Raw genomic sequence first — 26,480 nt, forward strand, 5'->3', positions numbered from 1 at the left:
CTTGAAGAATATTGCATTTTACATAGCATCCAGATACCTTTTGGCTAAGAAAGGCAGTACTGCCGTTACGTTTATTACGTGGCTGGCTGTAGGAGCCATGACGGTTGCTGTGGCTGCAATGTTCGTTATTATATCTGTTTTTTCAGGACTTGAAGATCTGAATAAGGATCTTATCTCCAACCTTCATGCTGATCTTACCATCAAAAGCACTTCCGGAAAAACCATTAAAAATCTGGGCAATGTCAACAAAATTTTGGCAGCCAACAAAGAAGTTTCCAGCTTTTCCCGCATGATTGAGGAAAAAGTATACATCAGTTTCAACGGAAAAGGTGATATTGCCTATTTAAGGGGTGTAGATTCCGCTTATACCAAGGTAAACCCGATCAATAAAGATGTATTCTACGGAACCTATCCAAGTTTCAGATATTCCAATGAAGTACTGATGGAAAACAGTCTGGATAACAGGCTTTCCATTCCTGTGGATTCCTCCAATCATTATGCAACGATCTTTATGCCTAAGCCGGGTACGGGAATCATCAATAAAGAAGAAGACATCTACAACAAACGGGATATCCTGGTGACAGGAGTATTCCCGGGGAAAGACCAGCTCGACAGTTATATCATCTCTCCTATTGAGCTTACCGAAGAACTGCTGAGTCTGCCGAAAAAGTCAGCTTATCAGATCGTTATAAAACTTAAAAATCCGGAAAATGCAGATGCTGTCAAGCAAAACCTGCTATCTTCTATCGGAAAAAATATTGAGATCAAAACCAAGGAAGAGGAAAATGCCGCTTTCTGGAAAATGATCAATACAGAAAAACTTTTTATCTACCTTATTTTTGCCCTGGTTATCTTTATTACCACATTTAATCTTGCGGGAGCGATTATCATCCTGCAGCTTGACAAAAAAGAACAGGCAAAATCCCTTATTTCATTAGGCTTTCCGCTAAGCCACCTTAGACGCACGTATTTCTATACGGGAATGCTTATTGTCATTTCGGGAGTCATCACAGGACTGATCTTTGGAACAGCGCTCTGCTATTTCCAGCTCTATACAGAATTTTTCAGAGCCAACGAAGTGCTTCCTTTCCCGGTAAAGATCGTGGGTAAAAACTACCTGATCGTTGCCCTTACCGCGTCCGTGTTCGGAATCACCATATCCTGGTTTTTCTCAAAAATCAGTAAGGAATACCTTACAAAAAACTAAGCTTTTGAGGGAGCATGTTATATTAAATTAATATAGCCCGTTTTCATTTTTTTGTACCTTTACGCCCCAATTTTAAAGAAATGAAACGAACTCTATCCTTTTTTTTATTCACCTTTGCCTTCCTCAGTGCATGGGCACAAATTCCGGCTGGATATTATAATGCCGCAACGGGTCTGAACGGAGCCCCGCTTAAAACCGCTCTTAAAGATATTATTACCACTGGTCATGCGACCAACATTACTTATAGTGACCTGTGGACAGCTTACCAAACCACCGACCGTGATTATGATTACGATAACGATGGTACCATTCTGGATATTTATTCTGAAACCCCTGTAGGGCCAGATTTCTATAATTTCACGTACGGATCGGCACAATGCACAGGGACCAATGGTCCGGAGGGCTATTGCTACAACAGAGAACATATTGTACCTCAAAGCTTATTCAGTCAGGGACTTCCAATGAGATCAGATGCTCATTTTGTAAGGGCAACTGATGCAAAAGTAAATGGGGAAAGAGGCGATCTGCCTTTTGGTGAAGTCGACATCCCGAACTTTACCTCTCAAAACGGATCCAAACGAGGGATTTCCGCATCTCCTGGATTTTCCGGGACTGTATTTGAACCTATTGACGAGTTCAAAGGAGATGTAGCCAGAATGATTTTTTATTTTGTCACAAGATATGAAAGTCAGCTTCCGGGATTCTCCACCGGTAATATGATTGCAAAAAACACGTATCCGGGTCTGCAGGACTGGGAGTTGAACCAGCTTCTGCTTTGGCATACGCAAGACCCTGTATCAGCAGCGGAAATCAGAAGAAATAATGCAACCTATGCATTTCAGGGAAACAGAAATCCATACATCGACCATCCGGAATATGTAAATCAGGTATGGACGGCACAGACTCCGGATACGGAAGTCCCTACAATGCCTACCAACCTGATAGCCAACAACCCTACCTCTAATTCAATTGCAGTAAGCTGGACCGCATCAACAGATAACATTGGGGTAACCTCTTATCAGATCTACGCTAACAATACATTAAAAGCTACAGTAAGCGGAACCACCACTTCTACTGTGGTAACGGGACTATCGCCTCTTACAGCATACACTTTCTATGTTGTAGCCAAAGATGCGGCAGGAAACTCTTCTCCACAAAGCAGCACCGCAAGCGAAACTACCCTTGACGGGCCAGTGGGAGGAAGCTGTGGAACTGAAAACTTCGAACTGATCTCCGGACCAGTCAATACCTATCTTACTGCTGAATGGACCAATAACTCCATCACATGGACTGCCACAGATTCGAGAGTAGACCAGACTATTAATAATAAGGCGATTACCATCAAAAATGGAACTCTAACCAGTTCAACCATTTCAGGAGGAATTCAGAACCTGACATTAACCACTCAGTTGAAGTTCAGTGGCAGTAATGGCAGCTTCAATGTACTGATCAATAATGTGAATGTTGGAACCATCCCATACAGCTCAACAGCACAGACAACAACCATCAGTAACATTAATGTAAGTGGAAATATTGTCATTAAACTTACCAATTCATCAACGACCAACAGAGTTGCACTGGATGATCTTAGCTGGACTTGTTATGACGGCACACTGGGAACTGTTGACACCGCAAAAGAACAGTCTGGTTTCACCATCTACCCTAACCCGGTGAGAAACAATGAACTTTTCGTAAAAGGAGAAAATCTTGGCAAAATCTCAAAAGCTGAGATCTATGACCTTTCAGGAAAACTGATTGAAAGTATTGTTCAACCTTTCAGACATTCTAACAGGATCAGCCTTAAAGGGTTGACAAAAGGAACGTACCTGCTTAAAACAGAACATTTCTCTACAAAATTTATCATAGAATAATTATTAAAAAATAATTCAAATCAAAGGCCGGATTTTTCCGGTCTTTTTTTTACTTTTGATCATATGGATTCCAACAAAAAATTAGGACTGATAGGAAGGAATATTTCCTATTCTTTTTCTAAAAAATTCTTCGAAAATAAGTTTCAAAAGCTTATGCTTCAGAACTTTTCCTATGAAATTTTTGATCTGAATGAAATCAATGAAGTGGAAAACCTTTTTTCTTCTCCGGAACTTTTAGGCTTCAATGTTACGATCCCTTACAAGGAAAGAATCATGGAGTATCTTGATGAATTGAGCGATGAAGCTGAAAAAATAGGTGCCGTCAACTGTGTACTGATTAAAAACGGGAAAAAAACCGGATACAATACGGATGCATTCGGATTTGAAAAAACCCTTCTTCTCCACCGGAAGCCGATGCAGGATAAAGCGCTGATTCTGGGAAATGGAGGGGCAGCAAAAGCGGTTAAATATGTATTGGACAAACACAATATCCCCTCGAAAACGATTTCAAGAAGTACCGAAATCAATTTTGAGAACCTGGATAAGGAAACCGTTCAGGATCATAAAATCATCATTCAGTGTACCCCGGTAGGAACGTTCCCGAATGTTAAAGATTGTCTGGAATTCCCATTTGAGGGACTTTCTTCAGAACATTTGGTCATAGACCTTATCTACAATCCAAATTACACCCAGTTTATCATCAATGCCTCTGAAAAAGGAGCAAAAACAGTGAACGGCTATTATATGCTTGAACAGCAAGCAGAAAAAGCATGGGAAATTTGGAATTTTCAAAAAAAATAACATAAATTAGTGCTTTAATTGGCCTTACAGCTATATTTAAAAGGATATTAACGCCACTCACATAAAAGATTTGCTATGACTACAGAAAACAATCTTTCTGAAAACGAAGAAAAGAATCCTAACGAAGTATCTCAGGAGACCTCAGAAAATCCCACTTCCCCTGATATGACTCAGCATGAAGAGGAAGCTGACCATGTGGAAGAACATGATGAAGTCGAAATTTCCCTTGCGGATGCCCTGAAAGAAATGGAAAAAATCATCAACACTCCCAATGCCGGCGAGAATTTTAAAAAGTTCAGCCAACTGAAAGATAAAGCAAGTCATTACATTCATGATGAAGTGGAAGATAAGAAGCATGAATACACTGATGCAGGAAATGCTCCTGAAACATTCAGTTACGAGCATCCTTCCCAGGCCAGATTTTCTGCCTTAGTGAATATTTTCAGAGAAAAGCACGATGATTTTCAAAAAGGACAGGAAGAAGAGCAAAAGAAAAATCTTGATCACCGTCAAAGCATCATCGAGAGACTTAAAAACCTATACACGAGTTCCGAGCCGGGAATCAATCTTTTCAAATCCATCCGTGAGATCAAAGAAGACTGGTCAAAAGCAGGACAGGTTGCCAAATCGGAATTTAAAATTCTTAACAACAATTATTTTCATCACCTGAATCAGTTTTATCAGATGCTGGATCTGAATAAGGAATTTCTGGAGCAGGAATACAGCCATAATCTCGAAAAAAGAGAACATATTATCGCTCGTGCCAAAGAACTTGAAAATGAGCCGGTGATTCAGAAAGCCTTAAACGAGCTGCAGTATCTTCATAAGCTTTGGAAGGAGGAAGCTGAACCGGTAGCTGAAGAGTTCCGTGAAAAAACATGGGAAGAGTTTAAAGAGATTTCCAATAAAATTCACGAGAGAAAATCTGAACTTTCAGCATCTATTGAGAAAGAGCAGAATGTGAATTTTGAGAAGAAAAATCAGATTATTGCTGACATCAAAAAACTTTCCGAACCTTCTGAAACGCCGAATCATACCTATTGGCAAAATGCCATCCGAAAGGTAGAAGATCTTCGTACCGAGTTTCTAAAGACTGGAAGTGTTCCGAGAAAACTATCCAACCAAAACTGGAATGATTTCAAAACCACCCTCAGAGGTTTCAACACGACCAAGAATAATTATTATAAATCGTTAAAAGGTTCCCAACAGACTAACCTGGAAGAAAAGCTAAAGCTGATCGAGACGGCAAAGGACAATATGAACAATGAAGAATGGGATATCGCTGTTCCGCTATTCAAAAAACTGCAGGAAGACTGGAAGAAAATAGGACATGTTCCCAAAAGCATGACCAATAAAATCTGGGACGAGTTCCGCGACGCCTGTAACGCTTTCTTCAACAATTACAGAGAAAAAAGCAATACGTCTACCGATAACTGGAAAGAGAACTACAAGAACAAAAAAATACTTCTTGATGAGCTTAAAACAGTGACCGATGAAGAAGGCAGCATTGAAAAAATAGAGCAGATTAAAACCTCATGGAACAATATCGGAAAAGTTCCGAGAGACAAGATTTCAATCAATTCTGAATTCAACAAGACTTTAAGAGAGAAATTGAAAATCAACAAGATCAATGAGCTTGAACTGAAAGAAGAAGGCTTGTCTGAAAACCAGCTTACTGACAAAGCAAGAAAGATTAAAAATCAAATTTCTGACCTTGAAGCTGAAATTGTAAAATTGGAAAACAACCTGTCTTTCTTCAACAAACCATCACGGGAGAATCCTCTGTTAAAGGATACCTATAATACCATTGATGAAAAGAAAGCTCATCTGGAAACATTAAAGCAGAATCTCCACAATATCATCACCGGAGATTAAATGATAACAAAATAAATAAAGGCGGAGCAAAGCAATTTGTCTTCGCTTTTTCTTTTTTTAGACAATGAATAACGACGAATTCTATATAAAAAGATGTATCGAACTGGCTCAGAAAGCACTCGGTAGAACCTACCCCAATCCCATGGTTGGAAGTGTGATCGTTCACAACGGGAAAATTATTGGTGAAGGATACCACCATAAGGCAGGAGAAAGTCATGCAGAGATCAATGCCATAAATTCCGTTGAGAATAAAAAACTTATACCGGAATCTACGATCTATGTTTCCCTGGAGCCCTGTGCTCACTATGGGAAAACCCCTCCATGTGCTTTAAAAATTAAAGAACTGGGCTTTAAAAAGGTAGTTATCGGGGCGATGGATTCTCATGACAAGGTAAACGGAAAAGGAAAAAAAATAATTCAGGATGCAGGAATTGAAGTCGTTTCAGGGGTTCTTGAAACAGAATGTATTGAACTGAATAAAAGATTCTTCACCTACCATGAAAAGAAAAGACCTTATATTATCTTAAAATGGGCCGAATCCGGTGACGGTTTCCTGGATAAGGATTTTAAACCTACAGCTGTTTCAAATGCACTGGTCAATCAGTTTGTACATCACTTGAGGGCGGAGGAGCATGCCATTCTAGTCGGAACGCAAACAGCGCTGAATGACAACCCCAGTCTGACCGTAAGAAATGTAGACGGTGTAAATCCCGTGAGGATCTTAATTGATTTCGATTTAAAAGTTCCTGAAAACTTTAGAATTTATGACCATGAAGCCAGAACAGTAGTTTTTAATTCTGTTAAAGACGAAACACACGAACATATTCAGTTCATCAAAATAGAAAAAGAGAATTTTCTTTCAGATTTAATGAGTGTATTGTATAAAGAACAGATACAATCGGTCATTATTGAGGGGGGACGTTTTACGCTACAGCAGTTCATCGATGCCGGCCTTTGGGATGAGGCCATCGTCATTAAGAACGAAGGGCTACATCTGGAAGCAGGCACAAAAGCCCCGGAATTTGACCATATGGCTTATGAAACCAAAATCTACAGGGATAATACCATTTCCTTTTTTAAGTTAAAATAAAACACTGTTTATCTCCTTCAAATGAAATAATATTTTATATATTAGTCAAACAAAAAAAATATTACCATGAAAAATTTGAAAAAAGTATCCAGAATCGGTATGAAAGCAATCCAGGGAGGAGCTTTCGTAGACTGTACACTTCCCAACGGACAGCCTACACGCTGCAGAAATGCATGCCCTGTAGATTTCTGCGGACCAACCAGTTATATGTGTCTTCTTCCGCTTGATTTTTGTGAATAAGACTGATCAACAATGAAATAAGCTTGCGAAGCTTTTGTGAAATAAAAAGAATAAGCCGTCAGAATTTGACGGCTTATTTTATGAAAATGGTGCATATTAATATAGCATTTGATATTTTTGCAGTGACAAAGCCGGAAACAGATGACGTTTGAATACAAAACCATAGAAAAACCCATAGAAAATACCTTATTGAAAGAAAAAGGAAGCAAATTTATAGGATTTGCCTATCCTGTCACCAATGAAAGGGAGCTGAAAAATGCGCTGGAAAAAGTCCGGGAAGAACATCCCAAAGCGACGCACCACTGTTATGCTTTCAGAATGGGTCTGAACGGTGAAAACTACAGGGCCAATGACGATGGCGAACCCTCCGGAAGTGCAGGATTACCCATCTACAATCAGCTATTAGCCCATGAGATCACCAACGTTCTGGTGATTTCAGTACGATATTACGGCGGAACAAAGCTTGGCGTATCCGGTCTGGTAAAAGCATACAAAGAATCTGCAAAACTGACATTAGAAGAAGCTAATATCATAACAAGAGAATTGGAAACAGAAATTGAAATCCGCTTCAATTTCAATCAACAGAATACGATCTTCACACTGCTTTCAAGATTTGATGCGAAGGTTCAGAATTTTGATGCCAATGAAAACTGCATTCTTACCGCATCCCTCAAACTGGCACAAAAAGAAAACATCTCAGAAAAATTATCTGAGATGCAATATGTTTCATTTGAATTTAATGATTAATCCCTTCTTCCACCGAGAAGCAAAGATCCCCAGTAAAGAAGCTGTGCTAATGAGCCTAACGCTGCTACTACATACGTTCTTGCTGCCCACTTCAGACTGTCCTGTACGCCTACAAACTCTTCGGCCGTTACCGTCCCCGTATCTTTAAGCCATTTCATCGCTCTGTTACTTGCATCATATTCCACTGGAAGTGTTACAAAAGCAAAGAGAGTGGTGACCGCGAATAATGCTACTCCAATTGCCAGAACCGTTGTATTTCCGTTAGGATTCTCAATCGTTCTTGATGCTGCCATGATTGCAATACCTGCAATAAGCACAAATTGCATCAGGGTGGAACTTATATTAACGATAGGAACCAGTTTTGAACGTAAATTCAACATTGAATATCCTACGGCATGCTGTACAGCGTGTCCGCATTCGTGTGCTGCGACCGCTGCTGCGGCTGCATTTCTCTGCATATATACTCCTTCTGAAAGGTTTACTGTTTTATCTGCCGGATTATAGTGGTCCGTCAACTGTCCGGGAACTGATATTACCTGAACATCATTGATCCCATTATCTCTCAACATTTTTTCTGCTACCTCTTTCCCCGAAAGTCCGTTCCGGAGATGTACATTGGAATAATATTCAAATTTCGATTTCAATCTGGATGATACCCACCAGCTCACCAGCATAGAAATACCAATAATGATATAATAACCCGTCATTTTATATAGATTTTGTGTTTAATTTTTACCCATAATCATATAAAAACTGTGCCAAAGTATAAGATTTTATTATTTATATTTGTCATCAAATTACGCCTCAAAAACATGTCTACAGTTTCAATTATTGAAGTAAAAACAGCGGATCAGCTCAAGCAATTCGTAAGATTTCCTATGGATTTATACAAAAATAATCCATACTATGTTCCATCCTTTATTAAAGATGAAATGAAAATCTGGGATGCAAAAGAAAATCCGGCCTTAGATTATTCGGAATCCAAACAATTTCTGGCCCTGCGAGATCAAAAGGTAATTGGAAGAATAGCAGTTATTATCAACCATAAGGAAGAGAAAGAATTAGGTATAAAAAAGGTACGTTTTGGGTGGATAGATTTTATCGACGACACTGAAGTGTCTAAAGCTTTGCTTCAAACTGCCATTGATTATGCCAGAGAACATAAAATCAACAAGATTGAAGGTCCAATGGGATTTACCAATCTTGACAAAGCAGGTATGCTGACCATGGGATTTGACAAACTGGCAACGATGATCGGAATTTACAATCATGCCTACTATCCAAAACATCTTGAAAATCTGGGACTGGTAAAAGAAAAAGAGTGGGTAGAATATGAAATGAATTTCCCAAAAGTACTTCCTGAAAAAGTAGAAAAATTCAGTGGATTAATTGCACAGAAGTATAAACTCAGTATTCTTAAATTCAAATCCAAAGAGGAGATTTTACCGTATGTAGAACCGATGTTCAAGCTGCTGGATGAAACCTATAAACACCTTTCCACCTATACTCCGATTTCAGAGGAACAGATCAAAACCTATAAAGAAAAATACTTTCCTCTGATCGATAAAAATTATGTAATCTGCGTAGTAGATGAAAATAAACAATTGGTTTCTTTTGCCATCACGATGCCTTCTTATTCAAAAGCCCTGCAGAAGTCAGGGGGAAAATTATTTCCTTTCGGATGGTGGCATTTTTTACAGGCCAGCAAGAAGAATGACCGCGCTAATTTTTACCTGATCGGAATTCACCCGGAATATCAGAGACGTGGTGTCACAGCCATTATCTTCAAAGAAATTTTTGTACGGTTTACAAGTATGGGAATTAATTTTGCAGAAACCAATCCTGAACTGGAAGAGAATAAAAGCGTGCAACTTCTTTGGCAAGATTACAATCCTGTTAACCACAAAAGAAGAAAAACGTTCTCATTGACGCTCAACGATGTACAATAAACCGGAACGGGGTGGGTAATGGCTTGTGTCCATTTCTCACCACCCGTTATCATTACCGCCTTAAATTCTCTATATTTGCGCTATGAAACCACAACTTATTATTTTTGCTATTTTAATCGCTGGGTTTATCATTTATAATTTCTTTTTTCAGGTCGCTGATGACAAAACCAATACGGTAATTAATATCACTTTTGCCAGTGTTCTTTTTGGCTATATCTCCTTCATGGCATACTCTCTGCTCAAAAAAATGAAGAAATAACTGTTATTTTTATTGATTCTAAATTATCAGTTTTCCCTATTTTGATCCTACTTTTAAGCTGATAAATTTCATGCTTTCTTGTTTATTCGCTAAATTTGCAAATTGAGATAATAATGCAAAAATGAATTTACCTGAAAGTTATATTCCAATCCTTATCCAGGCAGGTGTGGCAGTGGCGTTTGTGGCTGTTTCTTTGCTTGGCGCACATTTCTTAGGGCCAAAACAGAAAAAAGGAAATTCTGTTAAAAACCAAAGCTGGGAATGTGGAGTTCCTAGTGAAGGAAACGCGAGAACGCCGTTTTCCATCAAGTACTTCCTGACTGCGGTATTGTTTGTACTATTCGATATTGAAATCGTATTCTTTTATCCTTATGCAGTAAACTTCAGAGAATTCGGAATGGAAGGATTCCTGGCAGTGCTTACGTTTGTAGCGATTTTCTTCATGGCATTTTTCTATGTATGGAAACGTGGCGCGTTGGATTGGGATAAATAGAGAGAATTATAAATTTTAAATTAAAAATTTTAGATGGTGATTTTGAATTAAATCCGGAGGAATTAATTTAGAATCTAAAATTTAAAATCTAAAATCATCTACAAGATGTCAGATAAAAAACCAGTAATAAGAACAGATGCACCTGCTCCCGAAGGCTATGAAGGAGAAGGGTTTTTCGCAACAAAACTGAGCAGTGTAATCGGTATGGCCAGAAAGTTTTCACTTTGGCCGCTGCCTTTTGCTACCTCTTGTTGCGGTATCGAGTTTATGGCTACCCTGAACCCAACCTATGATGCTTCAAGATTTGGTATGGAAAGAAACTCTTTCTCTCCAAGACAGGCAGATATGCTGATGGTTTGCGGAACTATATCAAAGAAATTAGGACCTGTCCTAAAAGAAGTGTACACTCAGATGGCTGAGCCGAAATGGGTGGTGGCAGTTGGAGCTTGTGCTTCCAGCGGTGGTATTTTTGATACGTATTCTGTGCTTCAGGGAATTGATAAAATTATTCCGGTAGACGTTTACGTTCCTGGATGCCCTCCAAGACCAGAACAGATCATTGAAGGGGTGATGCAGGTACAGGCTCTGGCTGAAAGCGAAAGCATAAGAAGAAGAGACATGCCTGAATATCAGAAATTATTAGATTCTTACAACATAAGCAACTAACAACGGAAATGACAAACGAATTTGTATTAGAAGCAATCACGAGAGAATTTCCGGAATCCGTTATTTCAAGTTCGGAGCCTTATGGGATGCTGACCATTGAAGTAAAGAAAGAGGATATCAAAAAGATCGTCCACTATCTTAAAGACTCATCACTGGAAATCAAATTCCTAACTGATATCTGTGGAATTCATTATCCTGAATTTCCGGACAAAGAAATAGGCGTGGTGTATCACCTGCAAAATATGATGACCAATTTCAGATTGCGTCTGAAAATTTTCATGTCCAGAGAAAACATTGAAGTAGATTCCCTAACCGATCTTTATGCCGGTGCCAACTGGATGGAAAGGGAAACGTATGATTTCTACGGAATCAAATTTAAAGGACATCCTGATCTCCGCCCTATCCTGAATATGGAAGATCTGGGATATCACCCAATGTTGAAAGAATATCGCCTTGAAGATGGTACCAGAACCGATAAGGACGATAATATGTTCGGAAGATAAAAATAATGCAATAAGCAGTAAGCAGCAAGCAATAAGCTTAAAGCCTAGAGCCTATAGCCTAAAGCATTTAAATTATGAAAGATAACTCATTATCTAATATATTAAACCAGTACGAAAGTAAGGAGCAGATTGACGGACAATTGTATACCCTCAATTTGGGACCTACCCACCCTGCTACTCACGGGATCTTCCAGAATATCTTAACGATGGACGGAGAAAGAATCCTTCACGCAGAGCAAACGGTAGGCTATATCCACAGGGCATTTGAAAAAATTTCTGAAAGAAGAAACTATTCTCAGATCACTACCCTTACTGACCGTATGAATTACTGTTCTGCACCCATCAACAACTTAGGTTGGCACATGACAGTAGAAAAACTGATTGGTGTAAAAGTTCCAAAGCGTGTAGACTATATGCGTGTGATTCTTATGGAACTTGCCAGAATTGGTGACCACCTGATCTGTAACGGGGTAACGGGAATGGACTCGGGAGCGATCACGGGTCTTACATATATGTTCATCGAGAGAGAACGTATTTATGATATGTACGAGCAGATTTGTGGAGCAAGGATGACCACCAACATGGGAAGAATCGGAGGATTCGAAAGAGATTTCACTCCTAAGTTCCATGAGTTATTACAAGACTTCTTAAAAACGTTCCCACCAAGATTCAAAGAATTCTGTACGCTGTTAGAAAGAAACAGAATTTTCATGGACAGAACCATCGGTACAGGAGCCATTTCTGCCGAAAGAGCATTGAGCTACGGTTTCACAGGTCCAAACTTACGTGCAGCAGGTGTAGATTACGATGTAAGGGTTGCACAGCCTTATTCTTCCTACGAAGATTTCGATTTCATTATTCCGGTAGGAACATCAGGAGATACTTACGACCGTTTCATGGTTCGTCAACAGGAAATCTGGGAATCTATAAAAATTATCAAACAAGCATACGAAAATCTTCCGGAAGGACCGTTCCATGCGGATGTTCCTGATTTCTATCTTCCCGAAAAGGCAGATGTATATCAGAAAATGGAAGCATTGATCTACCATTTCAAAATTGTAATGGGAGAAACCGATGTGCCGAAAGGAGAAGTATACCATGCAGTAGAAGGTGGAAATGGGGAATTAGGTTTCTATCTTGTGAGTGATGGGGGAAGAAGCCCTTACAGGCTTCACTTCAGAAGACCATGTTTCATCTACTATCAGGCATATCCTGAAATGATTACAGGTTCTGTAATTTCAGATGCTATTGTCACGATGTGTAGTATGAATATTATTGCGGGAGAATTAGACGCATAATATAACAGACAAAAAGATAAAAGAAGAAAGAATAAAGACTTTCTTCAAATTAAATACAATTGAATTTAGATCACGAATCAAAAAGTCCTTTCTCTAGGTTCTTTGTTCTTTAATCTATATAAAAAAATGAGCGAAACAATAGCTTTTAAACCGGAAAGTTTAGCACAGGTACATAAAATTATCGCAAGATATCCTGAAGGAAGACAGAAATCTGCTCTTCTTCCTGTACTTCACCTGGCACAGAAAGAATTCGGAGGATGGTTAGATGTTCCGGTGATGGATTATGTTGCCGGACTATTAAGTATCCAACCCATTGAAGTATATGAAGTGGCTACTTTTTATACCATGTTCAATATGAAACCGGTGGGTAAATATGTTTTGGAAGTTTGCAGAACCGGGCCTTGCATGGTTTGCGGAAGTGAAAAGATCCTTAACCATATCAGAACCAAGCTGAACATTAAAGATGGGGAAACTACTGAAGACGGGATGTTTACCCTGAAGCCGGCTGAATGTCTTGGAGCGTGCGGATATGCACCGATGATGCAGCTTGGAAAGTTTTTTCACGAAAATTTAACGATAGAAAAAGTAGATGAAATCCTTGATCTTTGCAGACAGGGACAAGTTGCTTTAGACTAATAGAAATTTTAAATTCTACAGGGTAGATTTTAAATTATTCACTTAACGTTTAATCATAATGAATGCAAGAAGCCAAAAGCCAATTGCAATAAGCAAATAACAATGAGTAAAAAACTTTTACTTAAAGACGCACATATAGAAGGTATCCGCTACTTTGAAACCTACCGTAAGCAGGGAGGTTACACCGCAGCAGAGAAAGCCTTGAAGATGACTCCTGACGAAATTCTTGAAGAAGTAAAAGTTTCAGGACTAAGAGGACGTGGTGGAGCTGGATTCCCTACAGGAATGAAATGGAGCTTTCTGGCAAAACCTGAAGGTGTTCCAAGACACCTGGTGGTTAATGCGGATGAATCTGAGCCTGGAACATTTAAAGACAGGTATTTGATGGAATTCCTTCCTCACCTGTTGATCGAAGGGATGTTGATTTCATCGTACTGTTTAGGTTCCAATGTTTCGTATATCTACATCCGTGGAGAGTATTCATGGATCCCTGATATTTTAGAAGAAGCTATTGAAGAAGCTAAAGCAGCAGGATTTTTAGGTAAAAATATTTTAGGAACAGGTTTCGATTGTGAAATTTATGTTCAAAGAGGAGGTGGAGCATACATCTGTGGTGAAGAAACGGCATTGCTTGAATCTCTTGAAGGAAAAAGAGGTAACCCAAGGCTAAAACCACCATTCCCGGCTGTAAAAGGACTTTGGGAAAGACCAACGGTAGTAAACAACGTGGAGTCTATTGCAGCCATTGTTCCTATTATTGATATTACTGGCGCTGAGTATGCCAAAATTGGAGTTGGAAGATCCACAGGAACGAAATTGATTTCTGCTTGTGGAAACATCAACAAACCGGGGGTATACGAAATCGACATGACCATCACGGTAGAAGAATTCATCTATTCTGATGAATATTGCGGGGGTATTAAAGACGGAAAAAGACTAAAGGCTTGTATTCCGGGAGGAAGCTCTGTTCCGATTGTTCCGGCTAACTTATTGCTGAGAACCGTGAACGGGGAGCCAAGATATATGAACTACGAATCATTGGCAGACGGTGGTTTTGCTACCGGAACCATGATGGGATCCGGAGGTTTCATCGTTTTGGATGAAGACCAGTGTATCGTAGATCACACCATGACTTTAGCTAGATTCTACAATCACGAAAGTTGTGGACAATGTACACCATGCCGTGAAGGTACAGGATGGATGTATAAGATTTTAAAGAAAATTGAGAAAGGAGAAGGAAAAATGGAAGATATCGATCTTCTTTGGGACATCCAGAGAAAAATTGAAGGAAACACCATTTGCCCATTGGGAGATGCCGCAGCATGGCCGGTTGCAGCAGCTATCCGTCACTTCAGAGACGAATTTGAGTGGCATGTGAAAAACCCTGAGTTGTCTCAGACACAAAATTATGGATTGGCACATTATGCGGATCCTATTCCGGCTGTAGAAAAGAATGCGTAGGTGAAATGAAAAGATTATTGGTTGTCGGCTTAATGATGTCGAATTTTGTGTTTGCCCAAAAGGCTAAAGATACATTAGTAGTAAAAGATTTTGATGGTTCTACCGCTCCTGTTCGAAAGCAGAAGCCTGCACCATTAAGCAAAAAGGGTCAGATCTTCGTATTTTACGGTTGGAACAGAGCTGCTTACAGTAATTCTGACATCCATTTCAGTGGAGACGGTTATAATTTTCAGCTGAATAATGTATCAGCACAGGACAGGCCTACAAAATTTGGAATTGTATATTTTGATCCAAGCTGGTTTACGGTAACGCAATATAACTTCAGACTGGGTTATTTTATTAAGGATAATTTAGCGCTGGTACTCGGGATAGACCATATGAAATATGTGATGGATCAGAACCAGACTGTTAATTTTAAAGGTCATATTTCAGACCCTCAGTTTGCGAACAGAGTAGAAAACGGACAGGTGAATCTGGCAGATGAGCAATTCCTTACTTTCGAGCATACAGATGGTTTAAATTATGAGAATTTAGGTCTTGAGAAATATAAAAACCTGATTCACAAGAAAAATATAGATCTGGTATGGTCTTATGGAGCCGGAATCGGGTTTATGTTCCCAAAAAGTAATGTAAAGCTTTTTGGAAATGAAAGAAGTGACCGTTTTCATGTTGCAGGAATGGGAACCGATGTAAGATCCAGCCTGAACCTCGTTTTCTGGAAAAACTGGATGCTGAGAGTGGAAGGAAAAGCCGGTTATATCAATATGTGGGATATTAAAACCACATTAAATAACAAACCTGATAAAGCAAGCCAGGACTTTGTTTTTGGACAAGTATTAGCAGGAATTGGATATACATTCAATACAAAAAAGTATAATTAAAATATCGCTTACAGCATAAGCGAAAAAGCATAGAATATGAGCGAAGAGGTTAAAAAATTCAAAATAACTATAGACGGACAGACGACTGAAGTTCTGCCTGGTACTTCTATTTTGGAAGCAGCCAGACAAATCGGTGGAAAATCTGTACCTCCTGCAATGTGCTACTACAGCAAATTGGAAACCAGTGGAGGAAGATGCAGAACTTGCCTTGTGGAAGTTTCTAAAGGATCAGAAGCAGATCCACGCCCTATGCCTAAATTGGTAGCAAGCTGCAGAACCAATGTAATGGACGGTATGGAAGTGAAAAACCTTACGTCTGAGAAAGCTCAGGAAGGAAGAAAAGCGGTAACCGAGTTCTTATTGGTCAACCACCCGCTGGACTGCCCTATCTGTGACCAGGCAGGAGAATGCCACCTTCAGGATCTTGGTTACGAACATGGAGTTGAAAGTACAAGAACAGAATTCGAGAGAAATACCTACGAAGCTGATGATCTTGGACCGAACATCAAACTGAATATGAACCGTTGTATTCTTTGTGCAAGATGTGTACTGACAGCCAACCAGCTTACCGACACCAGAGAACATGGTATTCTTTTCAGAGGTGATCATGCAGAAATTTCAACCTACCTGAATAAAGCCCTGGATAACGACTTCATCGGAAACGTAATCGACGTTTGTCCTGTAGGAGCATTAACGGACAGAACAGCCCGTTTTGCCAGCAGAGTATGGTTCACGAAACCAATGAATGCTTCTTGTAAGTGTGATAAGTGCTCTGGAAAAGCAGTCGTTTGGATGAAAGGTGATGAAATCGTAAGAGTAACGGCAAGAAAAGACCAATGGGGTGAAGTTGAAGAATTTATCTGCGATACCTGTCGTTTTGAAAGAAAAGCACTGACAGACTGGAATATCGAAGGCCCTAGACATATCGACAGACATTCTGTAATTTCACTTAATCATTACCAGAAGCCACAAGACGAATTGATCATGATTGATAATCCTGGTGCTAAGGAAATCAGTGAAAAAGACGAAAAATAAAATTTGAAAATTTGATAATGAGTTAATTTGAAAATGAGAGACTTTGGTGATGTGACTATTATAACTTCCATCTTCCATCTTCCAGCTTCCATCTTCATAACTTCTAACATCTATAACAATAAAATGGATTTACTTACATTTAAACTTATACTTGTACTAGCGCTTTTCCTGCTGTCGCTGACGATTGCAGCCTACTCTACCTGGGCAGAAAGAAAAGTAGCCTCTATCATGCAGGATAGAATTGGTCCCAACAGAGCTGGACCTTTCGGATTGCTGCAGCCTCTGGCTGACGGTGGTAAATTCTTCTTCAAGGAAGACTTTACGCCTGCCAATGCTGAAAAATTCCTTTTCGTATTGGGACCGGCCTTAGTAATGTTTATATCATTGATCACCGGGGCAGTTATTCCTTGGGGTAAAAGTTTGAATATTGCAGGTATTTCTTATGACCTTCAGGTAGCTAACATTGATGTTGGAGTACTTTTCATTATCGGAATGGCTTCTATCGGAGTGTACGGAATTATGATCGGTGGTTGGGCTTCCAACAACAAATATTCATTATTAGGAGCAATCCGCGCATCTTCGCAGATGATTTCTTATGAATTGGCAATGGGATTAGCTTTGCTTTCTATCATTATGATGGCAGGAAGTTTAGATTTAAAGGAAATTACAGAAAGCCAGACTCACGGTAAACTTTGGGGAATTATTCCTTGGGTTTCAGGGATGAACTGGAATATTTTTTATCAACCGATCGCCTTCCTGGTATTTTTTGTAGCAGCCTTAGCAGAAACCAACAGACACCCGTTTGATTTACCTGAATGTGAATCAGAATTGGTGACAGGATATTCTACAGAATACTCTTCTATGAAGTTAGGTTTATATATGTTCGGGGAATACGTGAACATGTTTATCTCTAATGCTTTCATGGTGGTTCTATTCTTCGGAGGGTATAACTATCCCGGTATTGAATGGGTTACTCAGAACTGGGGTGAAAATACAGCAGGAATCCTGAGTATTGTAGCATTCCTGGCAAAAACAGTCATCGGAATTCTGATCTTCATGTGGATCAGATGGACGCTTCCGAGATTCAGATATGATCAGCTGATGCACTTAGGATGGAAAACTTTAATCCCCATGGCATTGGTCAACCTATTGATTACAGGAGCTGTAATTTTAGCGTTTGGAAACTAAGAAATTTGAAAATGAGCTGATTTGAAAATTTGATAATGAAATCAAAGCTTTATCTTTAGCGTGTCATATTCAATCATCAATATTAAATAATTAAGATAACAGACAGGATTAGTCTAAAATCTAGTGTCTAACATCTAATATCTATAATTAAATGAAACTTACAAACAGATCAAAAGTTGTTTCCAATAAAGAAATGACCCTTGCTGAAAAAATCTACCTTCCTGCTATTTTTACAGGGATGGGGATTACATTTAAGCATGCTGTAAGAACCGTGATAAAAGGTGCTCCCGCAGTATATTCATATCCGGAAGTACAGAAACCAAGAACGACTATCTGGAGAGGTCAGCACGTTTTGAAAAGAGACGAGGAAGGCAGAGAAAGATGTACAGCTTGTGGACTTTGTGCGGTAGCTTGTCCGGCAGAAGCCATTACCATGACGGCTGCGGAAAGAACCAAAGAGGAAAGAGGTCTTTACCGCGAGGAAAAGTATGCTTCAGTCTATGAAATCAATATGCTGAGATGTATTTTCTGTGGAATGTGTGAAGAAGCCTGTCCTAAATCTGCCATCTATCTTACCGACAGATTGGTGGATGTAGAAACCAACAGAGGTTCTTTTATTTACGGAAAAGATAAATTGGTTGAAAAAATAAATGAAAGGATTGATATCACAACAAGACAATCCGAGAAACAAAAAAATGCGGTAAAATAATGGATCAGTTTTTATTTTTCTTGGTGGCTTTTTTAGCGGTGGCAAGTGCTGTTTACTTTGTATTTGCGAGAAATCCTTTATATGCTATTTTGTCATTAATCGTTACGATGTTTTCAATTGCCGGGATGTACATTCTTCTGAATGCGCAGTTCCTCGCCATTATCCAGATTATCGTTTACGCCGGTGCCATTATGGTACTCTTCCTTTACATCCTGATGATGCTTAACCTTAATAAAGGAGACGAAAGTAAAAAGAACAATACTTTAAAGTTTGTTGGAGTTTTTACGGCAGGTCTTCTCCTGGTAGGAATACTGGGAGTATTCAGAGGGGTAAGAGACAACCACATTGTTGTTGAGAATGTAGACCGCGGAGTAGGTCTTACCAAAAATCTTGGTAGACTTTTGTTTAATGAATATGTTTTACCGTTTGAGCTTGCTTCTATCCTGATTTTAGCAGGTATTGTAGGCGCGGTATTAATCGGTAAAAAAGATTTATAAAATTATGGGAGAAGTAAATACATTTATACAAAGCATCCCTTTGGACTACTTCATCATCCTTTGTTCAGTATTATTCTGCCTGGGAGTGATGGGCGTATTGCTTAGAAAAAATGCTATTGTGATTCTTGGCTGTGTAGAGCTTATGCTTAATTCTGTAAACCTTTTATTGGCTGCTTTTTCAGCATACAAAGGCAACGGAGACGGACAGCTTTTAGTGTTCTTCATTATGGTGGTGGCTGCTGCTGAAGTAGCAGTAGGTCTGGCAATTATTGCGATGCTGTATAGAAATACCCGTTCTGTAGATGTGAGTATATTTAATAAATTAAGAGGATAAGAATGGAGAATTTAGTATATGCAATAGTACTTTTACCACTTTTAGGGTTTCTTATAAACGGTTTGTTCGGAAAAAATCTTCCAAAAATAGTGGTGGGTTCTTTAGCTACGGCAATGGTTTTCGGATCCTTCTGTATCGCTGTAAGTCTTTTCATGAATTTCAATTCTGAGAGCCAGCCTGTCATCGTAAAAGCTTTTGAATGGTTTAGAGTCAATGGGATTCAGATCAATTTTGGATTTCAGATTGATCAGCTGTCTTTAATGATGGTGATGATCATCACAGGTATCGGTTCACTGATCCACTTATATTCTATAGGATATATGAGTCATGATAAAGGATTCTATAAGTTTTTTACTTACCTGAATCTTTTCATCTTCTCCATGTTACTTTTGGTGATGGGAAGCAACTACCTAATCTTATTCATCGGATGGGAAGGGGTAGGTCTTTGTTCTTACCTGCTGATCGGATTCTGGTACACCAACGAAGAATACGGTAAAGCGGCAAGAAAAGCTTTTATTATGAACAGAATTGGTGACCTTGCGTTATTGATCGGCATCTTCATGATCGCTTCTCAGACCAATGCTGTAGATTATCTTTCAGTAGCAGAAAACGCTTCAAAATTTGAATTGGACGGAACAGTGATTATCTTTATCACAGCGAGTTTATTCATCGGTGCTACCGGTAAATCGGCTCAGGTTCCACTATATACATGGTTACCGGATGCGATGGCCGGACCGACTCCTGTATCAGCATTGATCCACGCAGCGACAATGGTAACGGCAGGGATCTATTTGGTAGTAAGATCAAACTTCTTATTTACTTTAGCCCCTACGGTGCAGGGAGGAATATTATTCATCGGATTCTTAACGGCTGCTTTAGCTGGATTCTATGCACTCCGTCAGAACGACATCAAAAAAGTATTGGCCTACTCTACCGTTTCCCAGCTTGGATTTATGTTCATCGCTTTGGGTCTTGGAGCCTATACTACAGCGATGTTCCACGTAATGACGCACGCTTTCTTCAAAGCTTTATTATTCCTGGGAGCAGGTTCTGTAATCCACGCGATGAGCAACGAGCAGGATATGCGCTTCATGGGAGGTCTTAAAAAATATATTCCTCTTACCCACGCTACATTCTTGATCGGTACATTAGCCATCTCAGGTTTCCCTTTATTATCGGGGATGATCTCCAAAGACGAAATTTTAGTAGCAGCTTTCGCTAAAAATCCAATGTATTGGGTAATCTTATTTGTTTTAGCGGCAATGACTGCAACCTATATGTTCAGACTGTACTACCTGACATTCCACGGAGAGTTCAGAGGTACAGAAGAGCAAAAACACCACTTACATGAAAGCCCGTCTAATATGACATTACCATTGATTGTATTGGCTGTACTTTCTGTAATCGGAGGTTTTATCAACCTGCCACACTTCATTGGTCATGGCCACTATGCCAAACTGATGGAATGGTTAAAGCCTGTTCTTACAGAACAAAGCTACAACCAGATGGAAGCTACTCTTTCAGGAGTACCTTTCAATACTGAAATGATCTTACTGGCAGCTACAGTAATAATGTTCTTCTCTGTATGGTTCATCGTTAGAAATACATATGTAACCAAGAAGAAGATGGCTGTTGCAGAAGAAAACTATACCGGATGGGAAAAGCTTTCTGCCAAGAAATTATATGTTGACGAACTTTACAACGCATTGATTGTAAAAACTGTTGAAGGATTAGGACGCGGAGGAAAGATGTTTGATAAGGGTATCTTAGACCGTTTTGTGAACTTTGTAGGTGATGGTGCTGAAGACAGCGGTAAAGCTATGAAGCGTGTTCAAAACGGAAATGTAGAGACGTATATTCTTATCATGTCTTTAGCAGTGGGAATTATATTAATTGTTAACTTTTTATTACAATAATAATGTCTTGTTTATTATTAACATTATTACTTTTACCTCTAGTAGGTTCGGGATTAGTTTTTGCCTGGAAAAATAGTTCCAGCAAATATTTGGCACTGGGAATCGCATTGGTTCAGCTGCTTCTTACATTCTATATACTTTCGGATTTCGATTTTAATCCGACGGTGGATAGTGTATTGCAGCACGAGATCAATTATCCGTGGTCACAGTTTATGAAGAGCTCCCTTCACTTCGGAATCGATGGGATGAGTATGCTTCTTTTATTGCTGACCAATATCCTGGCGCCGATCATCATTTTATCTTCATTTAATGAAAATGTAAATTACAGAAATACATTCTACGGTTTGATTCTGTTGATGCAATTCGGTCTTGTGGGAGTATTTACTTCTTTAGACGGATTATTATTCTACATTTTCTGGGAAGTAACTTTGATTCCAATTTGGTTTATCGCCGGACTTTGGGGGCAGGAAAATAAAAGGTTTGAATTTACTACGAAATTCTTCGTATATACATTCGTAGGATCTTTATTTATGTTAGCCGGATTGATCTATGTGTACAACCACTCCGCGTCATTCGCTTTAACGGATCTTTACAATGCACAACTGAACGAAACGCAGCAGACTGTGGTATTCTGGTTTATCTTCTTTGCTTTTGCAGTGAAATTACCGGTATTCCCCTTCCATACCTGGCAGCCTGATACCTATACCTACTCTCCTACTCAGGGATCGATGTTGTTATCCGGGATCATGCTTAAGATGGCAGTATACGGTGTAATGCGTTATTTACTTCCAATCACTCCGCTTCCGATTGCCGGAATTTCCGGACAGATTGTAATCATCCTTGCAATCGTAGGAATTGTCCACGGTGCACTGATCGCGATTATCCAGACGGATATGAAGAGAATTATTGCCTATTCATCTTTCTCTCACGTAGGATTGATGGTAGCAGGTATCTTCGCTTCTGCAGTGGTTACATTAAGAGGAACTTTCAATGTGGAAGGTGCTGAAGGAGCTTTGGTACAGACTTTCGCTCACGGTATCAATGTAGTAGGACTATTCTACTGTTGCGATATTTTATACAAGAGATTTAAATCAAGAGACATCAGACAAATGGGTGGTTTAGCTAAAGTAGCTCCTAAATTTGCGGTGTTGTTCCTGATCATTATATTAGGCTCAATGGGAGTTCCGTTAACCAATGGTTTCATCGGAGAATTTATCCTGTTGAAGTCTGTATACGATTTTAATGGTACGGCAGCAGTTATTGCAGGTCTTACGATAATTCTGGCAGCTGTATACTTGTTGAGATTTTACGGAAAAGCAATGTTTGGAGAAGGAGATGCAGCAGTTTTGAGTACAGCAAAAGATTTATCAGGGGTAGAATTCTCTGTATTGGCAAGCTTAGCGGTTTTTGTTATTTTACTTGGGGTTTTCCCACAACCGGTAATCGATATGGTAAGCAGCTCGGTGAAGTTTATCTACACAGCGATGGCTAATTAAAAATTAAAAGATTTAAAAATTAAAAAAATAAGAGATTAAAAGAGCCAAAGAATAAAGAGAAAAGAACAAAGACTTTAAGAACCGGTTTTCGGAAATTATTCAAACTTTCAATTTTCAACTTTATACTTTCAATTAAAATCTCACATCTCAAATCTATATTATGAGTGTTTTAATTATTGTTTTCCTAACGGCAGTTGTTGCGTTATTTTCAGGAGTTTTTGAACAAGGAAAATTCGCAAGATACATTGGGATTTTAGGGTTAATCATTGCATTGTACGTAAGTTTCATGCCGGAATGTTCGTTCTTCGATCACTACAAGCATATGTATGAATACAGTGCCAATACTGCATTATTCACTAAGATATCTATTGTAACAACCCTATTGTTATTCTTCCTGGGAGGTTTTGCTTTCAGCAACCACAGAAGCCACCAGTCGGAATTATATGCATTGATGCTGTTTGCATTGGTGGGTGGAATTGTTCTTTTCGGATACCAGAACTTAGTAACCATGTTCTTAGGTGTTGAAATTCTTTCTATTCCGTTATATGTAATGGCCGGTGCCAATAAAACTGATTTAAGATCAAACGAAGCTTCTATCAAATATTTCTTAATGGGTGCATTCGCAACAGGTTTCCTACTGTTTGGGATTGCTTTCATCTACGGAAGTGCAGGGAGTTTTGATCTCTATAAAATTCATGACTTTGGAGTAGCAAACGCTGGGAATGTAATGTTCATCTTAGGGGTATTACTGATCCTTTGCGCGTTAGCGTTTAAAGTAGCTTTAGCTCCCTTCCATATGTGGAGTCCGGATGTATATGCCGGTTCCCCGTCACTGATCACGGCTTTTATGGCGAGTGTAGTAAAGATCTCCGGATTCTTTGCTCTGTTCAGACTGATGACGATCGGATTCGCTGGTGTTACTCACGAATGGATCAATGTTTTAGGAGTATTCTTAATCATCACTTTACTATTGGCAAATGTTATGGGTCTTGCTCAGACGAATGCTAAAAGAATGCTAGCATACTCTTCAGTTTCTCATGCCGGATATATCGGATTGGTATTCTTCGGAATGACCAGCCTTTCAACTTATAACCTGGCATTTTATTTATTTGCTTATGCATTATCTACAGTGGGGGTTTTCATGTGCCTGATCTGGGTAGAAAAATTAAAGAGGGAAACTTCTTTCGGAGCTTTCAAAGGATTGGCAAAGACTGAGCCTTTACTGGCCACAGCAGCAGCCATCTCCATGCTTTCCATGGCAGGGGTTCCACTAACTGCAGGATTTATGGGGAAATTTGCCTTATTCTCCCAGGCTATGAACGGTGCAGCATTCTTAGTTCTTGTAGCGGTATTAGGTTCTGCCCTGTCTATCGCTTACTATTTAAGATTGATCATCGCCATGTTCTTTTTTAAAGAATCAACCTTCAAATCATCAGAAAAAGTAACACTTACCTATAATCTTATTGCCGTAGTGGTAATTGCAGCGATTATCATCCTGGGAATCTTCCCGGATCTGTTTGCAAGAATATTCGGATTATAAACGTAAAGTAAACTCAATATAACAAAGCCTTTCAGCAATCCTGAAAGGCTTTTTTCTGCTTTATAGTCTATTGATCTTTTTTGTCACTTGTCGTAGAATTACTACAAGTTTTTTAAGAGTTTTTGTTTAGCTTTACCATAAACACTCATCACATGATTACCTACATGACACTTCCGGGCGATACTTTGGAAAAAATTGCTTCAGATCTGAAAGTAGAAAACCCTGTTTATATTAAAGAATTCCACAATAAGCATTGTGCTGTTTATGACCGTCTTACAGAACCGGTAAAATTGAGAACCGGAAGTGTACTTTTTATTCCATTTGGAGATGAAATCGGTATACTAAACAGGGCGATCAATGAAAAAGATGACAGCTTATACTACCATCCGCCACATGGGAAGATCAATTGCAAAACACCTTTGTTTAGTGGAACATATGCCATAAAGCACAGAAAATATCAGGATAGTCAATTACAGTCCAGCTACAGTTATAAGACCGAACTTAAATATCTGAGGGCTGAACAGGATGATCATTTTTTCTCATTTAAGATATTCGGCTCCGCTAAAGACGGAATGGAATCCGATACTAAAGCAGCCAACCTCGCTAAGGCCTGCGCAGCCATCCTGTTTCCTGTAGAAATAAAAATAGATAAAACAGGAAAATTGACGGATGCCTCATTGTATCATTCGGAAACTTTTATCCAAAACCAGTTGGATTCTTTAAAAAAGTATTTCACAGATCCGCTATCGTCATCCTATATTGACCAGCTTAAAAAAAATACAGAAGATGAAAATCATGTATTGAAAAGTCTACGACGTACATTACCGGTACATTTTCTTTTCGGCTCCTTTTACAGGGCAAAGTATAAAGAATGGACTGACTCTGAAGTTTACCACGAATCTATTCCGTGGCTGTCCAATGCCTCACCAATCCGCTTCGAACTTTATAACCGGATCTTACCGAAGGAACAGGCTTTTGATGAAGCTCTGAAAATTGTACAAAGTGGCAATAGCTGTGATAACCGTAACCTTAATCAGATTTATAATAAAGAGTATGAATATCAGGAAACAACTCCTACCAGCACTCATTCACTTAGGTGCAGCCATGAAGCACAATATATTTTTGACCGGGCGGATATGATGATTCAAAAGATCACCGGAAACTTTGAATTACAGATAGGAGACACAAGAGAAAAGGACATCTTTATGATGGAAAAACAATGAATTAAAACAGTATATTTAAAGTAACACCAACAAAAACGCAAAATATGTCCGGATCCGAATCAGCACACGACGGAAAACATCTCGTCATACAGAAAGGAAAGGCTCAATGTAATCAGGGAGACCTGTTTCCGCAATTTAAAGTAAGTTCCCACGAAAAACATTATTGGAATAATAAAGAGGGACAGCCTGATTTTCTGGCTGTCACTGAAACAGATCTGCAATTTAATCCCCAAGGTCCAAGCTTCGGAAAATGTAAGCTAAAACCAACCCCGGGCGGATATCTTCCCTGCGCCTATGCACCTGCAGGCAAATGGCAGAAAACCTACGATAAGATAAAAGTAATGGGCAATAGCTGTGTTACAGAAATTTCAGAGCTCATGTGTACTAGCGGCGGAAAAATCACCATTATGGAACACGGGCAGTCTGCAGCAATGAGCAAACAGAATGTAAAGAATGCCGATCCCCAGGAGCAGCATCATATCAATCCTTTTGTAGATTTTAAAGCATTCCAGAAGGAAGCTGAAGACGATGAAGCGGACGCCTACTAACCATAAACTTTTCTACC

The 26,480-nt window shown here is 39.2% G+C and carries 26 protein-coding genes; 25 read left to right on the forward strand and 1 reads right to left on the reverse strand.

All coding sequences use genetic code 11. The annotated features are described in order from the left end of the window. Window position 1 precedes the first annotated feature (1 nt). From DRF67_RS06995 to DRF67_RS07020, 7 genes are all read left to right on the forward strand, one after another. The gene (locus DRF67_RS06995; protein ID WP_115927586.1) at window positions 2–1,207 is read left to right on the forward strand and encodes an ABC transporter permease; all 1,206 of its coding nucleotides are present in this window, start codon (window positions 2–4) and stop codon (window positions 1,205–1,207) included. An 80-nt stretch (window positions 1,208–1,287) separates the two neighbouring features. Then, entirely contained in the window at window positions 1,288–3,078 is a 1,791-nt protein-coding gene (locus DRF67_RS07000; protein ID WP_115927587.1) for an endonuclease, read from the forward strand. A 63-nt stretch (window positions 3,079–3,141) separates the two neighbouring features. Continuing rightward, window positions 3,142–3,879: a shikimate dehydrogenase family protein gene (locus tag DRF67_RS07005; protein WP_115927588.1), complete on the forward strand. Its 738-nt coding sequence runs from the start codon at window positions 3,142–3,144 to the stop codon at window positions 3,877–3,879. Window positions 3,880–3,954: 75 nt separating this feature from the next. Next, the gene (locus tag DRF67_RS07010; RefSeq protein WP_115927589.1) at window positions 3,955–5,754 is read left to right on the forward strand and encodes a DUF349 domain-containing protein; all 1,800 of its coding nucleotides are present in this window, start codon (window positions 3,955–3,957) and stop codon (window positions 5,752–5,754) included. A gap of 64 nt (window positions 5,755–5,818) precedes the next feature. Next, entirely contained in the window at window positions 5,819–6,844 is a 1,026-nt protein-coding gene (gene ribD / locus DRF67_RS07015; protein ID WP_115927590.1) for a bifunctional diaminohydroxyphosphoribosylaminopyrimidine deaminase/5-amino-6-(5-phosphoribosylamino)uracil reductase RibD, read from the forward strand. 66 nt (window positions 6,845–6,910) lie between these two features. Next, window positions 6,911–7,084: a bacteriocin-like protein gene (locus tag DRF67_RS21480; RefSeq protein ID WP_165851753.1), complete on the forward strand. Its 174-nt coding sequence runs from the start codon at window positions 6,911–6,913 to the stop codon at window positions 7,082–7,084. A gap of 141 nt (window positions 7,085–7,225) precedes the next feature. Next, window positions 7,226–7,831 (forward strand): IMPACT family protein, encoded by a 606-nt coding sequence (locus tag DRF67_RS07020; protein WP_115927591.1) that lies wholly within the window; start codon window positions 7,226–7,228, stop codon window positions 7,829–7,831. Here DRF67_RS07020 and DRF67_RS07025 read toward each other — a convergent pair. Further along, window positions 7,828–8,538 (reverse strand): zinc metallopeptidase, encoded by a 711-nt coding sequence (locus DRF67_RS07025; RefSeq protein WP_115927592.1) that lies wholly within the window; start codon window positions 8,536–8,538, stop codon window positions 7,828–7,830. The two genes, DRF67_RS07020 and DRF67_RS07025, sit on opposite strands and share 4 nt — an antisense overlap. Before the next feature lie 105 nt (window positions 8,539–8,643). On the opposite strand from DRF67_RS07025, the gene DRF67_RS07030 reads away from it, so the two are divergent. The 18 genes from DRF67_RS07030 to DRF67_RS07115 all read left to right on the forward strand — a co-directional run bounded on the left by DRF67_RS07030 (window position 8,644) and on the right by DRF67_RS07115 (window position 26,463). Continuing rightward, window positions 8,644–9,780: a GNAT family protein gene (locus DRF67_RS07030; RefSeq protein ID WP_115927593.1), complete on the forward strand. Its 1,137-nt coding sequence runs from the start codon at window positions 8,644–8,646 to the stop codon at window positions 9,778–9,780. A gap of 380 nt (window positions 9,781–10,160) precedes the next feature. Beyond that, window positions 10,161–10,532, forward strand: coding sequence for an NADH-quinone oxidoreductase subunit A (locus tag DRF67_RS07035; RefSeq protein WP_115927594.1), 372 nt, complete (start codon window positions 10,161–10,163; stop codon window positions 10,530–10,532). A gap of 105 nt (window positions 10,533–10,637) precedes the next feature. Next, complete coding sequence (locus DRF67_RS07040) at window positions 10,638–11,198, forward strand: NADH-quinone oxidoreductase subunit B (RefSeq protein WP_002983540.1); 561 nt, start codon at window positions 10,638–10,640, stop codon at window positions 11,196–11,198. Window positions 11,199–11,206: 8 nt separating this feature from the next. Further along, window positions 11,207–11,701 (forward strand): NADH-quinone oxidoreductase subunit C, encoded by a 495-nt coding sequence (locus DRF67_RS07045; RefSeq protein ID WP_115927595.1) that lies wholly within the window; start codon window positions 11,207–11,209, stop codon window positions 11,699–11,701. 74 nt (window positions 11,702–11,775) lie between these two features. After that, window positions 11,776–12,999, forward strand: coding sequence for an NADH dehydrogenase (quinone) subunit D (nuoD, locus tag DRF67_RS07050; RefSeq protein WP_047423999.1), 1,224 nt, complete (start codon window positions 11,776–11,778; stop codon window positions 12,997–12,999). A gap of 126 nt (window positions 13,000–13,125) precedes the next feature. Continuing rightward, complete coding sequence (locus DRF67_RS07055; RefSeq protein ID WP_076597192.1) at window positions 13,126–13,635, forward strand: NADH-quinone oxidoreductase subunit NuoE family protein; 510 nt, start codon at window positions 13,126–13,128, stop codon at window positions 13,633–13,635. Window positions 13,636–13,737: 102 nt separating this feature from the next. Beyond that, window positions 13,738–15,096: an NADH-quinone oxidoreductase subunit NuoF gene (nuoF, locus tag DRF67_RS07060; RefSeq protein ID WP_115927596.1), complete on the forward strand. Its 1,359-nt coding sequence runs from the start codon at window positions 13,738–13,740 to the stop codon at window positions 15,094–15,096. Between the two features lie 5 nt (window positions 15,097–15,101). Further along, window positions 15,102–15,977 (forward strand): hypothetical protein, encoded by an 876-nt coding sequence (locus DRF67_RS07065; RefSeq protein ID WP_115927597.1) that lies wholly within the window; start codon window positions 15,102–15,104, stop codon window positions 15,975–15,977. A 36-nt stretch (window positions 15,978–16,013) separates the two neighbouring features. Further along, window positions 16,014–17,012, forward strand: coding sequence for a 2Fe-2S iron-sulfur cluster-binding protein (locus tag DRF67_RS07070; protein WP_115927598.1), 999 nt, complete (start codon window positions 16,014–16,016; stop codon window positions 17,010–17,012). A gap of 123 nt (window positions 17,013–17,135) precedes the next feature. After that, window positions 17,136–18,200 carry an NADH-quinone oxidoreductase subunit NuoH gene (gene nuoH / locus DRF67_RS07075; protein WP_115927667.1) on the forward strand — a complete coding sequence of 355 codons (1,065 nt, stop codon included), beginning with the start codon at window positions 17,136–17,138 and terminating at the stop codon, window positions 18,198–18,200. A gap of 151 nt (window positions 18,201–18,351) precedes the next feature. Next, window positions 18,352–18,909: a NuoI/complex I 23 kDa subunit family protein gene (locus DRF67_RS07080; protein WP_034693420.1), complete on the forward strand. Its 558-nt coding sequence runs from the start codon at window positions 18,352–18,354 to the stop codon at window positions 18,907–18,909. Further along, window positions 18,909–19,406: an NADH-quinone oxidoreductase subunit J family protein gene (locus DRF67_RS07085; RefSeq protein WP_115927599.1), complete on the forward strand. Its 498-nt coding sequence runs from the start codon at window positions 18,909–18,911 to the stop codon at window positions 19,404–19,406. The genes DRF67_RS07080 and DRF67_RS07085 overlap by 1 nt, the downstream gene beginning before the upstream one ends. A 4-nt stretch (window positions 19,407–19,410) precedes the next feature. Further along, the gene (nuoK, locus tag DRF67_RS07090) at window positions 19,411–19,740 is read left to right on the forward strand and encodes an NADH-quinone oxidoreductase subunit NuoK (protein WP_065396642.1); all 330 of its coding nucleotides are present in this window, start codon (window positions 19,411–19,413) and stop codon (window positions 19,738–19,740) included. A 2-nt stretch (window positions 19,741–19,742) separates the two neighbouring features. Beyond that, a complete protein-coding gene (nuoL, locus tag DRF67_RS07095) occupies window positions 19,743–21,656 on the forward strand; it encodes an NADH-quinone oxidoreductase subunit L (protein ID WP_115927600.1) in 1,914 nt (637 codons plus the stop codon). A 2-nt stretch (window positions 21,657–21,658) separates the two neighbouring features. Next, complete coding sequence (locus tag DRF67_RS07100; protein WP_115927601.1) at window positions 21,659–23,152, forward strand: complex I subunit 4 family protein; 1,494 nt, start codon at window positions 21,659–21,661, stop codon at window positions 23,150–23,152. A 160-nt stretch (window positions 23,153–23,312) separates the two neighbouring features. Next, window positions 23,313–24,692 (forward strand): NADH-quinone oxidoreductase subunit N, encoded by a 1,380-nt coding sequence (locus tag DRF67_RS07105; protein WP_115927602.1) that lies wholly within the window; start codon window positions 23,313–23,315, stop codon window positions 24,690–24,692. A 152-nt stretch (window positions 24,693–24,844) separates the two neighbouring features. After that, window positions 24,845–25,915, forward strand: a complete 1,071-nt coding sequence (locus tag DRF67_RS07110) for a hypothetical protein (protein WP_115927603.1) — start codon at window positions 24,845–24,847, stop codon at window positions 25,913–25,915. 44 nt (window positions 25,916–25,959) lie between these two features. Continuing rightward, window positions 25,960–26,463: a DUF4280 domain-containing protein gene (locus DRF67_RS07115; RefSeq protein ID WP_115927604.1), complete on the forward strand. Its 504-nt coding sequence runs from the start codon at window positions 25,960–25,962 to the stop codon at window positions 26,461–26,463. Window positions 26,464–26,480 lie beyond the last annotated feature (17 nt).

It is taken from the genome of Chryseobacterium pennipullorum (genome assembly GCF_003384725.1).
Lineage (GTDB): Bacteria > Bacteroidota > Bacteroidia > Flavobacteriales > Weeksellaceae > Chryseobacterium > Chryseobacterium pennipullorum.